The following is a 19429-nucleotide window of genomic DNA, read 5'->3' on the forward strand; positions in this document are numbered from 1 at the left end:
CCCCTCCAGTCTACGGGGCCTCACTTCTCTGCGGAGTCCGCGATGCGCAGGTCGAGCGGAACATCGATCGGGAAGGTGCCGAACAGGCGGGTGGTGGCGACGGCAGCGGCCTCGCGGACGGCGTCGGCCGCGGCCTCCGCGTGCTCCTGCGGAGTGTGCAGGATCACCTCGTCGTGCAGGAAGAACGCCAGGTGCGGTTCCCGGGCGAACGGCCCCGATGCCTCGGCCGCGCCGAAGACCTCGGGGAGCTGTGCCAGGCGGTGACGGATCTCGGCGAGCCAGATGAGCGACCACTCCGCCGCGGTGCCCTGGACGACGAAGTTCCGGGTGAAGCGCCCCCACTCCCGTGCGCGGCGGCGTGCGTGGGAGACCACGGCGGGATCGGCGTCGGCGCCCGTGGCATCGGCCTGCAGCCGCATCCACTCCGTGGACGGACGCGGCGAGGAGCGACCGAGCCAGGTCGAGACGATGCCGCCATCCTCCCCGACACGCGCCGCGTCGTCGACGAGCGCCATCGCACGCGGGTACACCTTCCGCAGCCGGGGAACGAGTCGCCCGCTGTCGCCGCTGGTGGCGCCGTACATCGCACCAAGCACCGCGTACTTCGCCTCCTCGCGGGTCGCGACGGCACCCGACGCGACGACCCCCGCGTAGAGGTCGCCGCCGCGCGCCGCGGCCGCCATCGCCTCATCGGACGCCATGGCCGCGAGCATCCGCGGCTCCAGCTGGGCGACGTCCGCGACGACGAGGGCCCAGCCCGGATCCGCACGCACCGCGGGGCGGAGGTTGCGTGGCAGTTGGAGGGCACCGCCGCCGGCCGACGCCCACCGTCCGGTCACGACGCCTCCGGGGATGTACACCGGACGGAAACGGCCATCCTGCACCCACTCCGACAGCCAGCTCCAGCCGTTCGCGCTGAGCAGTCGCGACAGCTTCTTGTAGGCGAGGAGGGGTTCGATCACCGGGTGCTCGTGGGCGGACAGCTCCCACTTGCTCGTGGACTCCACCGACACGCCCACGCGGTGCAGCGCCCGCAGCAGCTTCGGCTGGCTGTCCAGGTGCAGCGTGGGGTCGTCGAGCAGGGCCCGCACCTCATCGCCGCGCTCCACCATCCGTCGGGGCAGCCCGCCCGCGGCCGGACGAGCGCCCAGGGTCTCGGTGAGGATCGCGTCGTGCACCCCGGCGTCCCACGGGAGCCCCGCGACGCGCATCTCCTCCGCGATCAGCCCGCCGGCCGACTCCGCGGCGCACAGCAGCGTCAGGCGCCCGTCGGCCGCCTCCGCCATCACGGTCCGCTGTGCGCGGTACTGCTCGAGTGCCGCGGCGATCGCGTCCTCGCCGGACTCCTCGTCGAGGACGTCGAACAGGGAGGGGGTGGTGTCGACCGGGTCGCGGCGTTCCCACGCCGCCGCGGGTGCCAGCGGCGTGGACGCCATGGCCGTGTCGCGCAGGATCGCGTGGCAGAGCACGAGATCATGGCTGCGCGTGATCCTGACGCCTTCGCTCAGGAGCAGCGCGTAGATCTCGGCCGCGCTGCGGATGATCCACCGCGGGGCGTCGGCGGCTTCGACCGCGGCCACCCATCCGGCGAGTTCCGCCGCGGGCAGGAGCGTGCGCTGCTGCTCCTCGTCGTGTTCGTCGAGCTCGATCGCGGCGTACTCCCCCGCACCGAGGCCGACCAGCGCGAGGCGTCGCTCCGGGCCCGACGCCGGCGCCGTCACGGGCGGTGCAGGCCGGATGCGCTCATGAAGAGAGTCCCGACTCCTCGGTGCGCACGAGGATGCAGCCGCACTCGGGGCACGAGACGACCTCGTCCTCGGGCGCGCGACGGATCTCGTTGAGATCGGTGCCGGGGAGCATCATGCGGCAGCCTTCACAGGTTCCGCGGGTGAGGAGCGCAGCTCCGGCGCTGTTCGCGGCGCGACGATCGTACTCCGCGAGCAGAGGAGCGGGAACGGTGGCGGCGACGGCCTCCCGGTCCCGGGCGAGCTGGGCGCCGAGCTCGGCCGCCGCAGCGACATCGGCCTTGCCCTGGGCGGTGAGCGCGCTGCCCTCCGCGGTCGTCGCATCCAGCAGCGCCTGCTGCGCGGCCACGGCGGCGTCGGCTTCCTCGACCCGGCCCATGACGTCGAGTTCCGCGTCCTCCAGGTCACTCAGACGCTTGGCGAGGCTGGCGAGCTCGTGCTCCAGGGCCTGCGCCTCCTTCGGGTTGGTGGCCGCCGCGAGGCGCTGGGCGTCGCGGTCGCGCCGCTGCTCCGCCAGCGCGACATCCGATTCCAGCCGCGAGAGCTCGGTGCGGGCGTCGTCCCTGGCGCCGGTCAGGACCGTGAGCTCGCGGAGCTGCTCCTGACGGATGGCGACGAGCTCGGCGATCCGGCCCGCCTGACTCGGCTGCGTGCGGGCACGCTCCGCCTGCGCGATGCGCCGGTCGAGGTCCGCGATGTCGAGCAGGGTGCGCTGGTTCTCCGGGGTGGCGTTCACGCTCTCAAATCTAGTCGCTGCCGGGCCGAGCGCCGCATCATCGGATGTCGCCGTCCACGTAGAGCCACGTCCGGTTCTCGCGGACGAAGCGGCTGCGCTCGTGCAACGATCCACGCGTGCCGCCCTGCCGCCAGAAGGCCTCGAACTCGACCACGCCCTCCGTGTCGAACGGGCCGCCGGCCACGCGATCCACGATCACCAGCCGACGCCACTCGAGGTCGTCCTCGAAGGCGATCGTCTCCGGTCGCGTCTCCGGGTGCCAGGTACGGAGCAGGTACGCCCCGTCCTCCCGCACGAAAGCCGTGTAGCGCGAGCGCATCAGTCGCTCGGCGGTCGGCGCGGATGCCCCGTCGAGGAGCGGTCCGCAGCAGGCGGCGAACGTATCCCCCGAGGCGCAGGGGCAGCGGAAGGACGCCGTCATGGGAGCGCGACGATCAGGGTCATGCCTGCCAGCATCGCGCGGAGGGCCGTGATGCGCCAACTCGCCCTACGCTGGAGGCACGCCAACGCCAGGAGCATCGATGACCACTGTCCCCACCTTCCGCGCCCACAACGGCTTCGCCCTGCCGGCCCTCGGTCTTGGCACGTATCGGCTGAACGGTGACGCCGGGGCGGAGGCGGTCGCCCAGGCGCTCCGTGCGGGTTACCGACTCGTGGACTCGGCGTTCAACTATGAGAACGAGGGCTCCGTCGGGCGCGGCGTCGCGGCCTCCGGCGTCCCCCGCTCCGAGGTCATCGTGACGACGAAGCTCCCCGGACGGCACCATGCCCGCGCGACGGCGACCGCCAGCATCGAGGAGAGCCGATCCCGCCTCGGCCTCGACGCGACCGACCTGCACCTCATCCACTGGCCGAACCCGAGCCAGGACGAGTACGTCGAGGCATGGGCGGCTCTCGTGGACGCCCAGTCGCGCGGCGTCGTCCGCCAGATCGGCGTCTCGAACTTCCTCCCCGAGCATCTCGAGCGCATCGAACGGGAGACCGGGGTCCGGCCGGTCGTGAACCAGATCGAGGTGCACCCGTACTTCCCGCAGGAGGAGCAGCTGGCCTATCACCGGGAGCGCGGCATCCTCACCGAGGCCTGGAGCCCGCTGGGGCGTGCGCAGGCCCTCCTCGACGAGGATGTCGTCCGCGAGGTGGCCACCGCTCACGACATCACGCCCGCGCAGACCGTCCTCGCCTGGCACGTGGCCAGGGAGACGGTCGCGATCCCGAAGGCGTCGTCCGCAGAGCACCAGGCCGCGAACCTCGCCGCCGCCGCGGTCGTGCTCGACGACGCGGAGGTCGCCGCGATCACCGCACTCGGACGCGCGGACGGGCGCCTGTTCGACGGCGATCCCGCCGTGCACGAGGAGTCCTGAGCCGCGAAGGCTCAGACGCTCTGCGTGCCGAGTACGCGCAGGAACTCCAGCTTTTCAGCCGCCTCGCTCCCGGGCTGCGCCGTGAGGACGATGAGCGCCTGCGACTCGTCCTCCGTGAACAGCGCCTGACAGTCCACCTCGATCTCCCCCAGCTCCGGATGAACGATCACCTTGTGCTGCTCGAAGCGACGGGCGACCTCGTGAGCCGCCCAGAGCTGCACGAACTCGGGGCTCCGTTCCGACAGATCCGCCACGATCTCCCCCGCCCGCGACCGCGCGCCCATCGTCCCGTACGCCGCGCGCAACGCCGCCACCAGCGCCCGTGACTGCCGGGGGTGATCGACTTCCCGGTATCGCCGCCGTTCCTCCCCCGGGCGCGCGAACCAGCGGTGGATGCCGCTCCGGTCGAGCCCGGTCAGCCCGCTCGCGTCTCCGATCAGCGCGCGCGAGGCGTCGTTCTGCACCAGCACCTCGTCGAGTGCCGAGACCACGAACGCCGGGGTGTCGTGCAGACGGTCGAGCACCCGGAGGATTCCGGGACGGACGTAGTCGGTGATCACCGCCCGATCGGGAGCGCTGAGCCCGCTGAGCCGGTAGAGGTAGTCACGCTCGTCCGAGGACAGCCGCAGCGCGCGGGCGAGGGCGGCGAGGATCTGGGGGCTCGGCTGCGGGCCCCGGCGCTGCTCCAGCCGCGTGTAGTAGTCCGTCGACATGGTCGCCAGCTGCGCGACCTCCTCCCGGCGCAGCCCGGCCGTCCGGCGACGCGGCCCCTCAGGCAGACCCACATCGGCGGGGCGGAGCGCCTCCCGACGGCGCAGGAGGAAGTCGGCCAGGGCATCGCGATCCATCCGTGCAGTATCCCCCGGACGCGGGACGGGATCCAGGGACCGCCGATCCCCCGATCAGCCGTCTCTGGAACGGGGCCGGTACAGCGCCGAGGCTGAGGTCATGGACATCACCGGAAACACCATCTTCATCCCCGGCGCGACGAGCGGGATCGGTCTGGCACTGGCGCTACGACTGCAGGAGCGCGGCAACACCGTGATCGTCGGGGGACGCCGCGAGGACCGGCTGACAGCGATCGCTGCCGCGCATCCCGGGCTCCACACCGTCCGCATCGACACCGCGGACCCGGCGAGCATCGACGAGGCCGCGGCCGCGGTCCTCGCCGCACATCCGACGCTGAACGTGCTGATCACGATGGCAGGCATCATGCGCACGGAGGACTGGACCACGCCGGCCGGCTTCCTGTCCACCGCGGAGGAGACCGTCACGACGAACATCCTCGGCCCGATCCGTCTCATCGCCGCCTTCATCGAGCACCTGCGGGCCCAGCCGTCGGCGACCATCATGACCGTCTCCTCCGGTCTCGCCTTCGCGCCCCTGAAGGTCACGCCCACGTACAACGCGAGCAAGGCGGCGATCCACATGCTCAGCGAGTCGCTGCGGCTGCAGCTCGCGGGCACGACCGTCGCGGTGCAGGAGCTCGAGCCGCCCGCCGTGCGCACGGACCTCATGCCCGGGCATGCGGAGAACGAGGCCGCTCTGCCGCTCGACGCGTTCGTCGACGAGGTCATGACGCTCATCGAGACCCAGCCCGACGCGACCGAGATCCAGGTCGAGCGGGTGAAGTTCCTCCGCTACGGCGAGGCGCGGGGCGACTACGACGAGGTCGTCACGGTCCTCAACCGCACGGATCCGCACGGCCGGTGAACCCCGGTGGGGCGGACCGCCGCCCCACCGGCGTCACTCCTGCAGGGATGCGGCGACCGCGGTGAGCGCGTCGGCGGACTGCCGCAGCAGGTCGAGCTCCCGATCCGAGAACGCCGTCGTGCGGATCGGCACGGCCCCGGCGGCGCTGACGATCGACGGCACGGACAGGGCGACGCCGTCGATCCCGTGGAAGTCGCGGAGAACCGTGCTCACGGGCATCACCGCATGCTCGTCCCGGAGGATCGCCTCCACGATGCGCGCGCTGGAGAGCCCGATCGCGTAGTTCGTGGCGCCCTTCCCCTGGATCACCTTGTAGGCGGCGTCCCGGACGTCGACGGCGATCTCGTCCAGCTCCTCAAGTGTGAAGCGCGGGTGCTCCGGCGTCTCCCAGTCGAGGATCGGGACCGTGCCGATCGTCGCCCGCGACCAGAGCGGGAACTCGGTGTCGCCGTGCTCCCCGATGATATGGGCGTGCACACTCGCCGTGGACACTCCCGCCCGCTCCCCCAGCTTCCAGCGCAGCCGGGAGGTGTCGAGGACCGTTCCGGAGGCGAAGATGCGCTCCGAGGGCAGGCCCGTCTCCTGCTGAGCGATGACGGTGAGCACATCGCACGGGTTCGTGACGATGACGTAGACCGCGTTCGGCGCGACGGACAGCAGCTCCGGCATCATGCGCCGGATGATGCCGGCGTTCACGCCCGCGAGCTCGGTGCGCGTCTGTCCCGGGTTCTGCTTCGCTCCCGCCGTGATGACCACGACATGGGAACCGGCCGCCACCGAGATGTCGCTGCCCCCGATGATGTCGCTGCTGCCCGTGAACTGCGTCCCGTGCGCGAGGTCCAGCACCTCCGCCTCGACCTTCTCGGTCGCGATGTCGTAGAGGGCGACGTGGCGGGCCGAGCCGCGGATCAGAGCCGCGTAGGCGACGCTCGATCCGACGCTTCCGGCGCCGACGACGGTGAGCTTCGAGTTCTCGATGATCTCCATGCGCCCATCCTGACAGCGCGAGCGCCGCGACGGCAGGGGTGTCGCCGGGAGAATCGCGGGCTCGTCAGATCGCGGCGGCGACCGCTTCGGCTGCTGTGCGATGGGTGAACCGGAAGCCGGACTGCTGCAGCGCCTCGGGCCGCACATCGGCATCCGGGAGCAGCAAGGATTCGGCGGCGTCGCCGAGAGCGAGGCGCAGGGCCCACCGGGGGGCGGGCACCCAGAACGGCCGGTGCATCCGCTGCGCGAGCGCGCGACCGATGTCGTTCGCGGACGCCCGGGTGGGCCCGGTGAGGTTGACCGGCCCCGCGAGCTTCTCATCGAGGACATGGCGGATACCGCGCACCTCGTCGTCCAAGGAGATCCACGGCCAGATCTGCGTACCCGGCCCCAGCGGGCCGGCGACGCCGAGCTTCGTCAGCGTGATCATCGGCCGGAGCACACCCCGGCGGTGGATGACGGGTGCCGTCCGCAGCAGGGCGACCCGCGTGTGGTCCTCGGCCCGCCGCGCCGCGGTCTCCCAGCGCACCGTGAGGTCGGCGAGGAAGGTGCTCCCGGGGCCGGAGTGCTCGGTGAGCACCTCGCCGGGCGCCGACCCGTAGTAGCCCACGGCGGAGGCGGAGAGGAAGGCGGGCGCGTCGGTGCGCAGGGCGCGCAGAGCGGTGGTGAGCGTGTTCGTCGCGTCGAGCCGCGATTCGACGAGCTGGCGACGGTACCCACGCGTCCACGGCAGCCGGCCGACGCTCGCACCCCCGAGGGCGACGACGGCCTCCGCCCCGGCGAGTACGTCGGGATCCAGGGACGCCTCCCCCGGAGCCCACTCGATCTCGCCCTCCGCCTGCGGGGGACGTCGCACGAGGGTGCTCACCTCGATGCCGTCCGCCCGCAGGGAGGCGGCGAGAGCAGAACCGATGAGGCCTGATGCCCCGCTGATGACGATGCGTCGCGTCATTGCGCTCCCCGCTGCAAACGTTACGGGTGGGCCCTGCCGGGATCGAACCGACGACATCCACGGTGTAAACGTGGCGCTCTACCAGCTGAGCTAAAGGCCCTGGTGCGCTCAGTCTATCCGGGTGCGGATGCGCACCCGTGTCGTGGAAGAGGGATAGGCTGAGGTCGGCGCGCGTTGTGCACGGCCGACAAGGCTGCCCGTGTCGCTTCCCGTTTCCTTGGCATGACCTGCCAGCTTGACGAAAGGTTCCCCCGTGACCGTCCACGACCAGGATCCGTACTCTCAGGGCCCCCTCGACAGCGATCCGGAAGAGACCGGTGAGTGGCAGCAGTCGCTCGACGAGCTGGTGGACGCCAAGGGCCACGGCCGCGGGCGCGAGATCATGCTCAGCCTGCTCAAGCGCTCCAAGGAACTGCACCTGAACGTGCCGATGGTTCCGACCACCGACTACATCAACACCATCGCCCCGGAGAACGAGCCCGAGTTCCCCGGCGACGAGGAGATCGAGCGGCGTTACCGCGCCTGGATCCGTTGGAACGCCGCCATCACGGTGCACCGCGCCCAGCGCCCCGGGATCGGCGTCGGCGGTCACATCTCCACCTACGCGTCCTCCGCGGCGCTGTACGAGGTGGGCTTCAACCACTTCTTCAAGGGCGCGGACCACCCCGGTGGCGCCGACCAGATCTTCATCCAGGGCCACGCCTCCCCCGGCACCTACGCCCGCTCCTTCCTCGAGGGTCGCCTCACCGAGGACCAGCTCGACGGCTTCCGCCAGGAGAAGTCGCACGCGCCGAACGGCATCCCGTCGTACCCGCACCCGCGCCTGATGCCGGAGTACTGGCAGTTCCCGACGGTGTCCATGGGTCTCGGCCCGATCAACGCCATCTACCAGGCGATGTCGAACAAGTACCTCGAGAACCGCGGGATCAAGGACACCTCGCAGTCGCACGTCTGGGCGTTCCTCGGCGACGGCGAGATGGACGAGGTCGAGAGCCGCGGCCAGCTCCAGGTCGCCGCGAACGAGGGCCTCGACAACCTCACCTTCGTCGTCAACTGCAACCTGCAGCGTCTCGACGGCCCGGTGCGCGGCAACGGCAAGATCGTCCAGGAGCTCGAGTCGTTCTTCCGCGGCGCGGGCTGGAACGTCATCAAGGTGGTCTGGGGCCGTGAGTGGGACGACCTGCTCGCCCGCGACACCGAGGGTGCACTGCTCAACCTCATGAACGTCACGCCCGACGGCGACTACCAGACGTACAAGGCCGAGTCCGGGGCCTACATCCGCGAGCACTTCTTCGGCCGCGACGAGCGCGCCGCCGCGCTCGTCAAGGACTACTCCGACGACGACATCTGGAACCTCAAGCGGGGTGGCCACGACTACCGCAAGGTGTACGCCGCGTTCAAGGCCGCGACCGAGCACAAGGGCAAGCCGACCGTCATCCTCGCGAAGACCGTCAAGGGCTACGGGCTCGGCCCGCAGTTCGAGGGCCGCAACGCGACCCACCAGATGAAGAAGATGACGCTGGACAACCTCAAGACGTTCCGCGACGCGATGCACATCCCGATCACGGACGCGCAGCTCGAGGAGAACCCGTACCTGCCCCCGTACTACAACCCGGGACCGCAGGAAGAGACGATCCAGTACATGCTCGAGCGCCGCAAGGCCCTCGGCGGCTTCCTCCCGGAGCGCCGCTCGACGCACGTCGGCCTCTCCCTTCCCGAGGAGAACGCCTACGCGCTGCCGAAGAAGGGCTCCGGCACGCAGGAGATCGCCACGACCATGGCGTTCGTCCGCCTGTTGAAGGACCTGCTGCGCTCGAAGGAGTTCGGCCACCGCATCGTGCCGATCATCCCCGACGAGGCGCGCACGTTCGGCATGGACGCGTACTTCCCGACCGCGAAGATCTACAACCCCAACGGCCAGCACTACACGTCGGTCGACCGGGAGCTGCTGCTCGCCTACAAGGAGAGCCCGCAGGGACAGATCGTCCACGTCGGCATCAACGAGGCCGGTGCTCTCGCGGCATTCACCGCCGCGGGCACGTCGTACGCGACGCACGGCGAGCCGCTCATCCCGATCTACATCTTCTACTCGATGTTCGGCTTCCAGCGCACCGGCGACGCCCAGTGGGCCGCCGGCGACCAGATGGCCCGCGGCTTCATCATCGGCGCCACCGCCGGGCGCACCACCCTCACGGGTGAGGGCCTCCAGCACGCCGACGGGCACTCGCACCTGCTCTCCTCGACCAACCCGGCGACGGTCTCCTACGACCCGGCGTACGGCTATGAGATCGCGCACATCATGCGCTCCGGTCTCGAGCGCATGTACGGCGGGCAGCACGAAGACCCGAACGTCATGTACTACCTCACGGTGTACAACGAGCCGATGGTCCAGCCCGCGGAGCCGGCCGACGTGGATGTGGACGGCATCGTCCGCGGCATCCACCGCGTCTCCGTCGGCGAGGGCGACGGCCCCCGCGCCCAGCTCTTCGCCTCCGGCGTCGGCCTGCCGTGGGCGCTCGAGGCCCAGGAGCTGCTGAAGAAGGACTGGGGTGTCGTCGCCGACGTGTGGTCGGTCACCTCGTGGACCGAGCTGCGCCGCGACGGCCTCGCCGCCGACGAGCACAACTTCCTCCACCCGGACCAGGAGCCGCGCACCGCGTACCTCACGCAGAAGCTCCAGGGCGCCGAGGGTCCCGTCGTCGCGGTCAGTGACTTCATGCACGCCGTGCAGGACCAGATCCGCCCGTGGGTCCCGAACCGCTTCGCCACGCTCGGCGCCGACGGCTTCGGCTTCTCGGACACCCGTGCCGCGGCCCGCCGCTTCTTCAAGATCGACGGACCGTCGATCGTCGTGCGCACGCTGCAGGCGCTGGCCGAGGAGGGCAAGGTCGAGCGCGGCCTCTCCGCCCAGGCCATCGAGAAGTACCGCCTGCACGACGTGAACGCCGGCACGAGCGGCAACGCAGGCGGCGAAAGCTGAGCCCTCGGTGACAGCTGCCTCCGCCGCCGGCATGGACAAGGCCGCCACGCTCACCTGGCTGCGCCGGATCTCCGGCGACATCGCCACGGTGACGATCAAGCGGCTGGAGGACACCCTCCCCTGGTACGCCGACATGCCACCGGCCCGCCGCTCCGCGGTCGGGCTGGTGGCGCAGGCGGGCATCACCTCGTTCATCCAGTGGTACGACGACCCGACGTCCACCCCGTGGATCGCCGCGGACATCTTCGCCGCCGCTCCCCGTGAGCTGCTGCGGAGCGTGAGTCTGCAGCAGACCCTCCAGCTCATCCGCGTCACGGTCGAGGTGACCGAGGAACGGGTGGCGGGCAAGGGCGAGCACCTTCGCGAGGCCATCCTGCTCTACTCGCGGGACGTGGCCTTCGCCGCCGCCGACGTCTACGCGCGCGCCGCCGAGGCCCGCGGCCTCTGGGACGCGCGGCTCGAGGCGCTCGTCGTCGACTCGATCCTCACGGGCGAGGCCGACGAGGAGCTTCCCAGCCGGATCGCCGCTCTCGGGTGGCACGGCCACGGAGAGGTCGCGGTCCTCGTGGGCACCACGCCTCCGCAGTTCGACGTCGACCTCGTGCGTCGCACGGCGCGGAAGCTCGCGGTCGACGTCCTGATCGGCGTGCAGGGCTCGCGCCTCGTGCTCGTGCTCGGACGCGCGCGCGTCGAGGGTCAGGAGGGCGAGGACGAGGAGCTCGGGTTCCAGGAGATCGCGGCCCGTCTGGAGCCGTCGTTCGGCCCGGGGTTCGTCGTGCTGGGGCCGGCTGTCGCTGCCCTCGTCGACGCCAGCCAGAGCGCGCGTGCGGCGCTGGCCGGATTCGCGGTGGCCCGCGCCTGGCGGAGCGCACCGCGGCCCGTCGAAGCCGACGACCTGCTCCCAGAGCGCGCCCTCGCCGGCGACCCTCTCGCGAAGCAGACCCTCATCGAGCGCATCTACCGCCCGCTGCAGGCACACTCGACCGACCTCGTCACGACGCTCTGGAGCTATCTCGACAACGGCCGTTCCCTCGAAGCGACGGCCCGCGAGCTCTTCGTGCATCCGAACACCGTCCGCTACCGCCTGAAGCGGGTGAGCGAGGTCATCGGGTGGGACGCGACCGGGCCCCGCGAGGCGCTCATCCTGCAGACGGCGCTCATCCTCGGCTCCATCGGGGCCGCGGAGCAGGTACGCCGCCGTCCGCCGCTGCGCCGCCCTCCGCGCTGACCCACCCGGTGCATTCTGTGCGCCACACACAAGGGTTCCGCGCAATCTTGTGATGGATCATCCACCGTTCTGCCGCGATCGTTGGCAGACTGGGTGGGTGATTGTCGTCGTCTGCCCTGGACAGGGCTCGCAGACCCCCGGATTCCTCGCCCCCTGGCTCGAGCTCGACGGAGTGGAGGAGCGTCTCGCCGCCTACTCCGAGGCCGCGCAGGTCGATCTCCGCACGCACGGCACCGAGTCGGACGCGGACACCATCCGCGACACCCGGGTCGCCCAGCCGCTGATCGTGGCCGCCTCCCTCGTCGCCGGTGACGCCCTCGTGGCCGCTGCCGGTCGCCGCGCCGACGGCATCGCCGGGCACTCCGTCGGGGAGATCGCGGCGCTCGTCGGCAGCGGCGTGCTGGACGCCGCGACGGGCATGCGCCTCGTCGGCATCCGGGGGCGGGCGATGGCCGATGCCGCCGCCCAGACCCCGACGGGGATGAGCGCGGTCCTCGGCGGCGATGAGGAGACGCTCCTCGCCCGCCTCGCCGAGCTCGGCCTCGCGCCGGCGAACTTCAACGGCGGCGGGCAGATCGTCGTCGCCGGTCCTCTCCCGGCCCTGGCAGCTCTCGCCGAGGAGCCGGTCAAGGGCACCCGCGTGGTGCCGCTCCAGGTCGCCGGAGCGTTCCACACCGACTACATGGCCACCGCCGTCTCGGCGCTCCGCGACGCGGTCGCCGACGTGCAGCCGTCCGACCCCGAGATCACGCTCTGGACCAACCGCGACGGCTCGGTCGTGACCGACGGAGCGACGGCGCTCGACTACCTCGTCGATCAGGTCTCCTCCCCCGTCCGGTGGGACCTCTGCATGACCTCCTTCGCCGACGCCGGGGTGACCGGCGTCATCGAGCTCGCCCCCGCGGGCGCCCTCATCGGTCTCGCCAAGCGCGGCCTGCGCGGCGTGCCGACGGTCGCCGTGAAGACCCCCGAAGACCTCGAAGCCGCCGTCGCGCTGCTGAACGGAGAAGCCGCATGACCGCCTCCCTCGCCCAGATCGCCGGACCCGCCTACACCCGCATCTACGCGTTCGGCGCGGCTCGCGGCGAGAACGCGGTGCCCAACGAAGACCTCATCGGGCCGATCGACTCCAGCGACGAGTGGATCCGTCAGCGCACCGGCATCGTCACGCGCGCCCGGGCCGACAAGGGGACGGACGCCATCGACCTCGCGACCGCGGCGGCAGCCGAGGCCATCGAGAAGTCGGGGGTTCCCGCCGACCAGGTCGACCTCGTGATCGTCGCGACCATCAGCAACCCGAAGCAGACGCCGTCCGTCTCCGCGATCGTCGCGGACCGCGTCGGGGCCAACCCGGCCGCGGCCTACGACATCAACGCGGCCTGCGCGGGCTACGCCTACGCCGTGGCGCAGGCCGACGCCCTCATCAAGGCCGGGGCCGCGCGCCACGCCCTCGTGATCGGCACGGAGAAGCTCTCCGACGTCGTCGACCCGACCGACCGCAGCATCTCGTTCCTCCTCGGCGACGGCGCCGGCGCCGCTCTCATCGGCCCGAGCGACACGCCGGGCATCGCCCCCGCGGTCTGGGGCAGCGACGGTTCCAAGGCCGACGCCGTCGGCATGAACGGCACCCTCACGGACTTCCGCGACGGCGTGGTGCCGTGGCCGACACTCCGTCAGGAGGGCCCGACGGTCTTCCGCTGGGCCGTGTGGGAGATGGCCAAGGTCGCCCGCGAGGCACTGGACAAGGCCGGGATCGAGGCCTCCGACCTCGCCGCCTTCATCCCGCATCAGGCCAACATGCGCATCATCGACGAGTTCGCCAAGCAGCTCGGTCTGCCGGAGACCACCGTCATCGCCCGCGACATCGAGACCACCGGTAACACGTCTGCCGCCTCGATCCCGCTCGCCAGCCACCGCCTCATGGCCGAGCACCCGGAACTCTCCGGCGGCCTCGCCCTGCAGATCGGCTTCGGCGCCGGCCTCGTGTTCGCGGCCCAGGTCGTCGTCCTCCCCTGAAGACGCGTCGACCTTCCCTAGACTGTTCCACGGTTCCGAATACAACCCGTAAGAAAGAGGAAGACCACCATGGCTTTCACCAACGATGAGGTCCTCGCCGGCCTCGCAGAGCTGATCACCGACGAGACCGGCATCAACGCCAGCGAGGTCGCCCTGGAGAAGTCGTTCACGGACGACCTCGACATCGACTCGATCTCGATGATGACGATCGTCGTCAACGCCGAGGAGAAGTTCGGCGTCACCATCCCCGACGACGAGGTCAAGAACCTGAAGACCGTCGGCGACGCCGTCAACTTCATCGTCGCGGGCCAGGAGTAATCCCGGCAGGATGCCACCCTCGCCCCTGGCGGGGCGTGGCATCCTCCCGCCCTGCCCATCCCCCGCACGAACTCGTTTCGACAAGGAACCACACCTCATGACCAAGCGCATCGTCGTCACCGGCATCGGCGCCACCTCCGCCATCGGCGGGACGGCCCCGGAGAACTGGGACAACCTTCTCGCCGGTGCCTCCGGCGCCCGCACGATCGAGCACGACTGGGTGCAGGAGTACGACCTGCCCGTCACGTTCGCCGCCTCCGCGAGCGTCCGCCCGGAAGAGGTGCTGCCCCGCCACGAGGCGAAGCGTCTCGACCCCTCTTCGCAGTTCGCCCTCATCGCGGCTCGCGAAGCCTGGGCGGACGCGGGCTCGCCCGAGGTCGCTCCCGAGCGCCTCGGCGTCGACTTCGCGACGGGGATCGGCGGCCTCTGGACGCTGCTCGACGCCTGGGACACGCTGCGCGAGAAGGGCCCCCGCCGGGTCATGCCGCTGACCGTGCCGATGCTGATGCCGAACGCGGCCGCCGGCAACCTGTCGCTGCAGTTCGAGGCCCGCGCCTACGCACAGACCGTCGTCAGCGCGTGCGCCTCCAGCACCGAGTCGATCATCCACGCCTTCCACCACCTGCAGGAGGGGCTGGCCGACGTCGTCATCGCCGGCGGCACCGAGTCGGCGATCCACCCGATCACGATGGCCGCGTTCGCGTCCGCGCAGGCGCTGTCGCGCCGCAACGACGACCCTGCCCACGCCTCCCGACCCGGCGCGATCGACCGCGACGGCTTCGTGATGGGCGAGGGTGCCGCGGCCCTCATCCTCGAGACCGAGGAGCACGCCAAGGCCCGCGGCGCGAAGATCTACGGCTACGTCCTCGGCGGTGGAGTGACCGCCGACGCGTACCACATCACCGGCAACGACCCCGAGGGCAAGGGTGCGGCCCGCGCCGTCGTCCAGGCACTCGAGGAGGCCGGCATCACCCCCGATCAGGTGACGCACATCAATGCCCACGCGACCTCGACGCCGGTCGGCGACCCCAACGAGTACGTCGCGCTGAAGAACGTCTTCGGCGACCGGATCGACGAGATCCCGGTTTCGGCGACCAAGGCGTCGACCGGACACCTCCTGGGCGGGACCGGCGCGCTGGAGGCGATCTTCTCCCTCCTCGCGCTGCGGGACCGCGTAGCCCCGCCGACGATCAACATGACCGAACCCGACCCGGAGGTGCCGTTCCGTCTGTCCGGAGAGGCGGCTCCGCTCGGCGACGGCCCGCAGATCGCCATCAGCAACTCGTTCGGCTTCGGCGGACACAACGCGGTGCTCGTGCTCGGCGGCGTCGACTGACCGCCTCCGCATTCACGACGAAGGCCCCCGGGATCCGATCCCGGGGGCCTTCGTCGTACGCGGTCCGCTCTGGCCCTTCGACAGGCTCAGGGACCCAGGGGCGCGCTCGCCCGGACGGCAAGGCGCTGCGAACGCTCCCGACGGCGGCGCTCGATCCGCGGGAGGAACCATCCGATCAACGGGCCGACGCCGAACGCGAACAGCACGGTGCCGACGCCCACCGGACCGCCGAGGAGGAAGCCGACGAGCAGCACGGACCCCTCGATGACCGTCCGCGCCAGCCAGACCGGCCATCGGGTCACCCGGACGAGCCCCGTCATGAGTCCGTCGCGCGGTCCGGGGCCGAAGTCCGCCGCGATGTAGAGACCGGTGGCGAACGCCAGCAGCACGAGACCGAAGGCGAACATGGGCGCCCCCAGCCAGACTGACCCCGGTGCCGGCAGCACGAGGAGCGTGAGATCGGCGAATGGGCCGATGAGCAGCGCGTTGAGCAGGGTGCCGAGGCCCACCCGTTGACGGAGCGGGATCCACAGCAGCAGGACGACGATCGAGATCAGCACCGTGACGACTCCGTACCCGAGTCCCGTCCAGCGCGCGACACCCAACGAGAGCACGTCCCAGGGCGCGACGCCGATGCCGCCTCGCACCATGAAGCCTAGGGCGACGCCGTAGAGGAAGAGCCCGCCCACGAGCTGCACCAGCCGCTCGACCAGGTCTCGACGGCTGGTCGCGGTGAACGGCAGGAAGACGGCACGGAAGAGCATCTCTCCATCGTGGCCCGTGCGAAGGCGTCACGAGGCCGACCACTGAGCGAAAAGTGGTCTGCACATGGAAGGCCACTTTGCGGCAGGCTGGAGGCATGGCCTCCCGTCTCGTCACCCAGCTCGGTACGCAGGACATCGACGACGCCTCGGCGTCGGGCCTGGCCGACCGCATCAGGGCCCTCATCCTCGATGGACGCCTCACCGTCGGCGAGCGGTTGCCGAGCGAGCGCGCCCTCGCGCTCGAGCTGCGGCGGTCACGCTCGACCATCACCCGCGCCTACGGCGTTCTCGAAGCCGGGGGCTACGTGAACCGGCGACACGGCGGAAGCACCAGAGTGGCTCTGCCGCATGGCCCGTCCGCGCCCGCGCCCGACCGGGACGACGAGGCGATCGACCTCTCGATCGCCTCGATGGATTCCACACCGGGCCTGTACGACGCGACCGTGCGGTCCCTCCCCCGGCTGGCGGCGCTGCGGGGCACGAGCGGCTACTCGCTGCAGGGCCTTCCCGAGCTCCGAGAAGCCGTGGCCCGCCGGTTCACCGAACGTGGCGCGGCGACCTCGGCCGACGAGATCATGATCACCTCCGGCGCCCTCAACGCCGTCAACCTCATCCTCACGGCGATCGGCCGCCGGGGCGAACGCGCCCTCGTGGAGCAGCCGACCTTCCCGCACGCGCTCGAGGCTCTGCACCGGCACGGCTACCGGCTGCTCCCGACGCCGGTCGACACCGACGGCTGGGACACCCGGCACCTCACCGACACCCTGCTGACGGCACGCCCGCACGTCGCGTACCTCATCCCCGACTTCCACAACCCCACCGGAGCGACGCTGCCGCAGGAGGAGCGGTCTCGGATCGCGACGACGGCCCGCAACACCGGCACGCACCTGATCGTCGACGAGACGACGGCAGAGCTCGACATCGACCGAGGATGGGCACCGGCGCCGATGGCGGCCGATGGCCCGAACGTGATCACGGTGGGATCGATGTCGAAGATCGCGTGGGGAGGCATGCGCATCGGCTGGATCCGCGCCGAGCGCTCGGTCATCGCCCGGCTCCTGGCCGTCCGTCCCTCGTTCGAGCTCGGCACCGCCCTCCTCGAGCAGTGCATCGCCGTGGAGTTGCTCGACGACGTCTCGGCACTGAGCCAGCACGTCCGGCGACGTCTCACTGCCGGGCGGGAAGCCGTGGCCACGGGAATCGCCGGGATCCCGGGGATGCGGATGCCGGAGACACCCGGCGGGCTCTCCGCCTGGATCGATCTCGGCGCTCCCCTGTCGACGACCCTCTCGCTCGCCGCACGCGAACGGGGACTCATCCTGCCACCCGGGCCGCGCTTCACGACCGGCGGGGTGTTGGAGCGGCGACTCCGGGTCCCGATCACGCTCCCGCCCGAGCGCGCGGCGGAGGCGATGACGCGCCTGGCGCAGGCCTGGGCGGACGTGCGCGGCGGTGGTGTGAACACCGTCGACGACCTCGCGCACGCGGCCGTGATCTGATCTGCGCAGACGAAGACCCCGCCCAGTCTGCCGGGGCGGGGTCTTCGTCGAGCGGAGCGGGGATTCGTCTTCTCAGCCTCCGGGATCACTCACCGGCATCCGATACTCACGCCTCCGCGCTCCCGGTATCGCCGGTCGGTCAGCCGACCTTGTGGAGCCAGACGACGCGCGCGTCGTCGCTGGCGTGGCGGAAGGGCTCCAGCTCCTCGTCCCAGGCGGAGCCCAGGGCGATGTCGAGCTCGCGCTGCAGCTCGACGGCGTTGCCCGCGGCGATCTCCATCGCGTAGCGGATGCGGTCCTCGCCGATGACGATGTTGCCGGCGGCATCGGTCTGGGCGTAGTGGATGCCGAGGTCGGGCGTGTGCAGCCACCGACCGCCGTCACTGCGCGGCGTGGGATCCTCGGTCACCTCGAACCGGAGGTGCTCCCAGCCCCGGATCGCGGTCGCGAGGGCAGCACCGGTACCGACGGGACCGTCCCAATAGAACTCGGCGCGGCGCGCGCCGGTCAGCACGGGCTGCTCGGTCCAGTCGAAGTTCACCGCACGCCCGATAGCGCGACCCACCGCCCATTCCAGGTGCGGGCAGAGCGCGCGAGGCGCCGAGTGGATGAAAACCACTCCGCGTGCGTAAGCCGTCGCCATGATCTCTCCGTTTCATCAGGTGCGTCTTCCCCTACGACCTGAACCACGAAGTGGCGAAAGTATGCGGTTGTGCGCCCATTCTCGCCGAGTTCCCGCGAAATCACAAGCATGTGATTCGACGACGAAGGCCCCGGTCCGCGGACCGGGGCCTTCGGGCGCTTCGACGAGCTCAGCGACCCAGTACGGGAACGCTCAGCGACCCAGTACGGGAACGCTCAGCGACCCAGTACGGGAACGCTCAGCGACCCAGTACGGGAACGCTCAGCGACCCGGTATGGGGAGGCTCAGGCCTCGCTCATGGCCTGCTTGACCTGCTGGCCCTTCGCCGCGTAGTAGGCCGCGCGAGCGGCGTCCTTGCGGGCCTGCTCGGCGTAGCCGAACTCGAGCACGTCCTGCGGGACCTCGACGTTCGGGACGTCGTCGGTGCCGTGGTACTTCTCGATGTAGGCGTCGAGCTCGGGACCGGAGGTCCACGAGGTGATGAGGCAGTAGCGCGGGTCGGTGCCGTTGTGGGTGGCCGCGTGCCACAGACGCTGGGTGTCGACGATGAGCTGCGCACCGGCCGGGAGGGCGATGCGGTACTCGATGCTGGGGTCCGTGCGGTTCTCACGCAGGACGAAGTAGCTGTCCTTGTCGTCCGTCAGGTTGAAGAACCCGCGCACGACCCAGCCGGTGCCGTCCGGGTTCAGGCGGTTGTTGTCGTCCTGGTGGAGGTTGTAGAGGCAGTCGCCGTACGGTGTCGGCTGCAGCTCGATGACGCGGCAGCGGCCGACGTTCGCGCCGGGCTCCTGCGCACGGCGCGTGAGGTTCGGGGCCTTGGCGGTCTGCTCGTCGATCCAGACGCCGTCCTTGTCGGTGCGCGGCGGCTTGTGGTTCCAGAAGCCGTTGCACTCGATGTCGCCGAAGGCGCTGGCGAGGGGCGCGAACCGGGTGTCGCCCGAGGACTTCCAGTCGACGTACTCGATGTCGAGCCACTCCTTGGGGTCGGCCTCCTGGTCGTAGCTGTCGAGGACGACGAAGCCCTTCTCCTCCAGCGCTGCGGACTTGATGTATCCCATGATCGAGTCATGTTCCTTTCATCGGGGGCCAGCACGTTTTAACAGGCCCTGATAAGGCAAGGCTAACAGCGGGACCTGGCCCTCCCCCGGAGG

Annotated in this window: 18 protein-coding genes and 1 tRNA gene; 9 read left to right on the forward strand and 10 right to left on the reverse strand. The window is 70.8% G+C overall.

What is annotated here, in order from left to right:
• Positions 1–20 precede the first annotated feature (20 nt).
• Genes KZC57_RS02710 through KZC57_RS02720 form a run of 3 tightly spaced genes read right to left on the reverse strand, consistent with a single transcriptional unit; the run spans position 21 to position 2902 of the window.
• On the reverse strand, positions 21–1721 hold the full coding sequence (locus KZC57_RS02710) for a bifunctional 3'-5' exonuclease/DNA polymerase (RefSeq protein ID WP_247640992.1): 1701 nt from the start codon (positions 1719–1721) through the stop codon (positions 21–23).
• A 22-nt stretch (positions 1722–1743) separates the two neighbouring features.
• Positions 1744–2481 carry a zinc ribbon domain-containing protein gene (locus KZC57_RS02715; RefSeq protein WP_060921830.1) on the reverse strand — a complete coding sequence of 246 codons (738 nt, stop codon included), beginning with the start codon at positions 2479–2481 and terminating at the stop codon, positions 1744–1746.
• A gap of 37 nt (positions 2482–2518) precedes the next feature.
• Entirely contained in the window at positions 2519–2902 is a 384-nt protein-coding gene (locus KZC57_RS02720) for a YchJ family protein (RefSeq protein WP_060921831.1), read from the reverse strand.
• Between the two features lie 100 nt (positions 2903–3002).
• Here KZC57_RS02720 and KZC57_RS02725 point away from each other — a divergent pair, with 100 nt between their 5' ends.
• Positions 3003–3842, forward strand: coding sequence for an aldo/keto reductase (locus KZC57_RS02725; protein WP_060921832.1), 840 nt, complete (start codon positions 3003–3005; stop codon positions 3840–3842).
• Between the two features lie 11 nt (positions 3843–3853).
• Here the strand turns inward: KZC57_RS02725 and KZC57_RS02730 are convergent, their stop codons facing one another.
• Complete coding sequence (locus KZC57_RS02730) at positions 3854–4690, reverse strand: helix-turn-helix transcriptional regulator (RefSeq protein WP_060921833.1); 837 nt, start codon at positions 4688–4690, stop codon at positions 3854–3856.
• Positions 4691–4790: 100 nt separating this feature from the next.
• Here KZC57_RS02730 and KZC57_RS02735 point away from each other — a divergent pair, with 100 nt between their 5' ends.
• Positions 4791–5555 (forward strand): SDR family oxidoreductase, encoded by a 765-nt coding sequence (locus KZC57_RS02735; protein ID WP_144881180.1) that lies wholly within the window; start codon positions 4791–4793, stop codon positions 5553–5555.
• 33 nt (positions 5556–5588) lie between these two features.
• On the opposite strand, the gene KZC57_RS02740 is transcribed toward KZC57_RS02735, so the two are convergent.
• The 3 genes from KZC57_RS02740 to KZC57_RS02750 form a co-directional block, all read right to left on the reverse strand.
• Positions 5589–6542: an L-lactate dehydrogenase gene (locus tag KZC57_RS02740; RefSeq protein ID WP_105949920.1), complete on the reverse strand. Its 954-nt coding sequence runs from the start codon at positions 6540–6542 to the stop codon at positions 5589–5591.
• Between the two features lie 64 nt (positions 6543–6606).
• On the reverse strand, positions 6607–7494 hold the full coding sequence (locus KZC57_RS02745) for a TIGR01777 family oxidoreductase (RefSeq protein ID WP_060921836.1): 888 nt from the start codon (positions 7492–7494) through the stop codon (positions 6607–6609).
• Positions 7495–7521: 27 nt separating this feature from the next.
• A tRNA-Val gene (locus KZC57_RS02750) sits at positions 7522–7594 on the reverse strand.
• A gap of 153 nt (positions 7595–7747) precedes the next feature.
• Between KZC57_RS02750 and aceE the strand changes: the two genes are divergently transcribed.
• The 6 genes from aceE to KZC57_RS02780 all read left to right on the forward strand — a co-directional run bounded on the left by aceE (position 7748) and on the right by KZC57_RS02780 (position 15372).
• Entirely contained in the window at positions 7748–10474 is a 2727-nt protein-coding gene (aceE, locus tag KZC57_RS02755; RefSeq protein ID WP_247640993.1) for a pyruvate dehydrogenase (acetyl-transferring), homodimeric type, read from the forward strand.
• Between the two features lie 31 nt (positions 10475–10505).
• Positions 10506–11702 carry a CdaR family transcriptional regulator gene (locus KZC57_RS02760; RefSeq protein ID WP_025103615.1) on the forward strand — a complete coding sequence of 399 codons (1197 nt, stop codon included), beginning with the start codon at positions 10506–10508 and terminating at the stop codon, positions 11700–11702.
• Between the two features lie 97 nt (positions 11703–11799).
• Positions 11800–12720 (forward strand): ACP S-malonyltransferase, encoded by a 921-nt coding sequence (locus KZC57_RS02765; protein WP_247640994.1) that lies wholly within the window; start codon positions 11800–11802, stop codon positions 12718–12720.
• The gene (locus tag KZC57_RS02770; protein WP_085607669.1) at positions 12717–13718 is read left to right on the forward strand and encodes a beta-ketoacyl-ACP synthase III; all 1002 of its coding nucleotides are present in this window, start codon (positions 12717–12719) and stop codon (positions 13716–13718) included. Before KZC57_RS02765 ends, KZC57_RS02770 begins: the two co-directional genes overlap by 4 nt.
• A gap of 69 nt (positions 13719–13787) precedes the next feature.
• On the forward strand, positions 13788–14036 hold the full coding sequence (locus KZC57_RS02775; RefSeq protein WP_017202249.1) for an acyl carrier protein: 249 nt from the start codon (positions 13788–13790) through the stop codon (positions 14034–14036).
• 97 nt (positions 14037–14133) lie between these two features.
• On the forward strand, positions 14134–15372 hold the full coding sequence (locus tag KZC57_RS02780) for a beta-ketoacyl synthase (RefSeq protein ID WP_060921840.1): 1239 nt from the start codon (positions 14134–14136) through the stop codon (positions 15370–15372).
• Between the two features lie 86 nt (positions 15373–15458).
• Here the strand turns inward: KZC57_RS02780 and KZC57_RS02785 are convergent, their stop codons facing one another.
• Positions 15459–16136: a YitT family protein gene (locus KZC57_RS02785; RefSeq protein WP_247640995.1), complete on the reverse strand. Its 678-nt coding sequence runs from the start codon at positions 16134–16136 to the stop codon at positions 15459–15461.
• Positions 16137–16231: 95 nt separating this feature from the next.
• Here KZC57_RS02785 and KZC57_RS02790 point away from each other — a divergent pair, with 95 nt between their 5' ends.
• Positions 16232–17635, forward strand: coding sequence for a PLP-dependent aminotransferase family protein (locus KZC57_RS02790; protein ID WP_247640996.1), 1404 nt, complete (start codon positions 16232–16234; stop codon positions 17633–17635).
• A 139-nt stretch (positions 17636–17774) separates the two neighbouring features.
• On the opposite strand, the gene KZC57_RS02795 is transcribed toward KZC57_RS02790, so the two are convergent.
• Positions 17775–18278, reverse strand: coding sequence for a DUF3145 domain-containing protein (locus KZC57_RS02795; RefSeq protein ID WP_025103621.1), 504 nt, complete (start codon positions 18276–18278; stop codon positions 17775–17777).
• A 284-nt stretch (positions 18279–18562) separates the two neighbouring features.
• Positions 18563–19336 carry a hypothetical protein gene (locus tag KZC57_RS02800; RefSeq protein ID WP_025103622.1) on the reverse strand — a complete coding sequence of 258 codons (774 nt, stop codon included), beginning with the start codon at positions 19334–19336 and terminating at the stop codon, positions 18563–18565.
• Between the last annotated feature and the right edge of the window lie 93 nt (positions 19337–19429).

This window comes from Microbacterium sp. KSW4-4, assembly GCF_023091185.1.
GTDB lineage: Bacteria > Actinomycetota > Actinomycetes > Actinomycetales > Microbacteriaceae > Microbacterium > Microbacterium paraoxydans.

Excerpts from the sequence above, each read along its gene's own strand:
- KZC57_RS02720 (WP_060921831.1), bottom strand. The coding sequence starts at position 2,902 with ATGACGGCGTCCTTCCGCTGCCCCTGCGCCTCGGGGGATACGTTCGCC.
- KZC57_RS02775 (WP_017202249.1), top strand. The coding sequence starts at position 13,788 with ATGGCTTTCACCAACGATGAGGTCCTCGCCGGCCTCGCAGAGCTGATC.
- KZC57_RS02800 (WP_025103622.1), bottom strand. The coding sequence starts at position 19,336 with ATGGGATACATCAAGTCCGCAGCGCTGGAGGAGAAGGGCTTCGTCGTC.
- KZC57_RS02745 (WP_060921836.1), bottom strand. The coding sequence starts at position 7,494 with ATGACGCGACGCATCGTCATCAGCGGGGCATCAGGCCTCATCGGTTCT.
- KZC57_RS02730 (WP_060921833.1), bottom strand. The coding sequence starts at position 4,690 with ATGGATCGCGATGCCCTGGCCGACTTCCTCCTGCGCCGTCGGGAGGCG.
- KZC57_RS02795 (WP_025103621.1), bottom strand. The coding sequence starts at position 18,278 with ATGGCGACGGCTTACGCACGCGGAGTGGTTTTCATCCACTCGGCGCCT.
- KZC57_RS02760 (WP_025103615.1), top strand. The coding sequence starts at position 10,506 with ATGGACAAGGCCGCCACGCTCACCTGGCTGCGCCGGATCTCCGGCGAC.
- KZC57_RS02735 (WP_144881180.1), top strand. The coding sequence starts at position 4,791 with ATGGACATCACCGGAAACACCATCTTCATCCCCGGCGCGACGAGCGGG.
- KZC57_RS02725 (WP_060921832.1), top strand. The coding sequence starts at position 3,003 with ATGACCACTGTCCCCACCTTCCGCGCCCACAACGGCTTCGCCCTGCCG.
- KZC57_RS02780 (WP_060921840.1), top strand. The coding sequence starts at position 14,134 with ATGACCAAGCGCATCGTCGTCACCGGCATCGGCGCCACCTCCGCCATC.
- KZC57_RS02790 (WP_247640996.1), top strand. The coding sequence starts at position 16,232 with ATGGCCTCCCGTCTCGTCACCCAGCTCGGTACGCAGGACATCGACGAC.
- KZC57_RS02740 (WP_105949920.1), bottom strand. The coding sequence starts at position 6,542 with ATGGAGATCATCGAGAACTCGAAGCTCACCGTCGTCGGCGCCGGAAGC.
- KZC57_RS02770 (WP_085607669.1), top strand. The coding sequence starts at position 12,717 with ATGACCGCCTCCCTCGCCCAGATCGCCGGACCCGCCTACACCCGCATC.
- KZC57_RS02785 (WP_247640995.1), bottom strand. The coding sequence starts at position 16,136 with ATGCTCTTCCGTGCCGTCTTCCTGCCGTTCACCGCGACCAGCCGTCGA.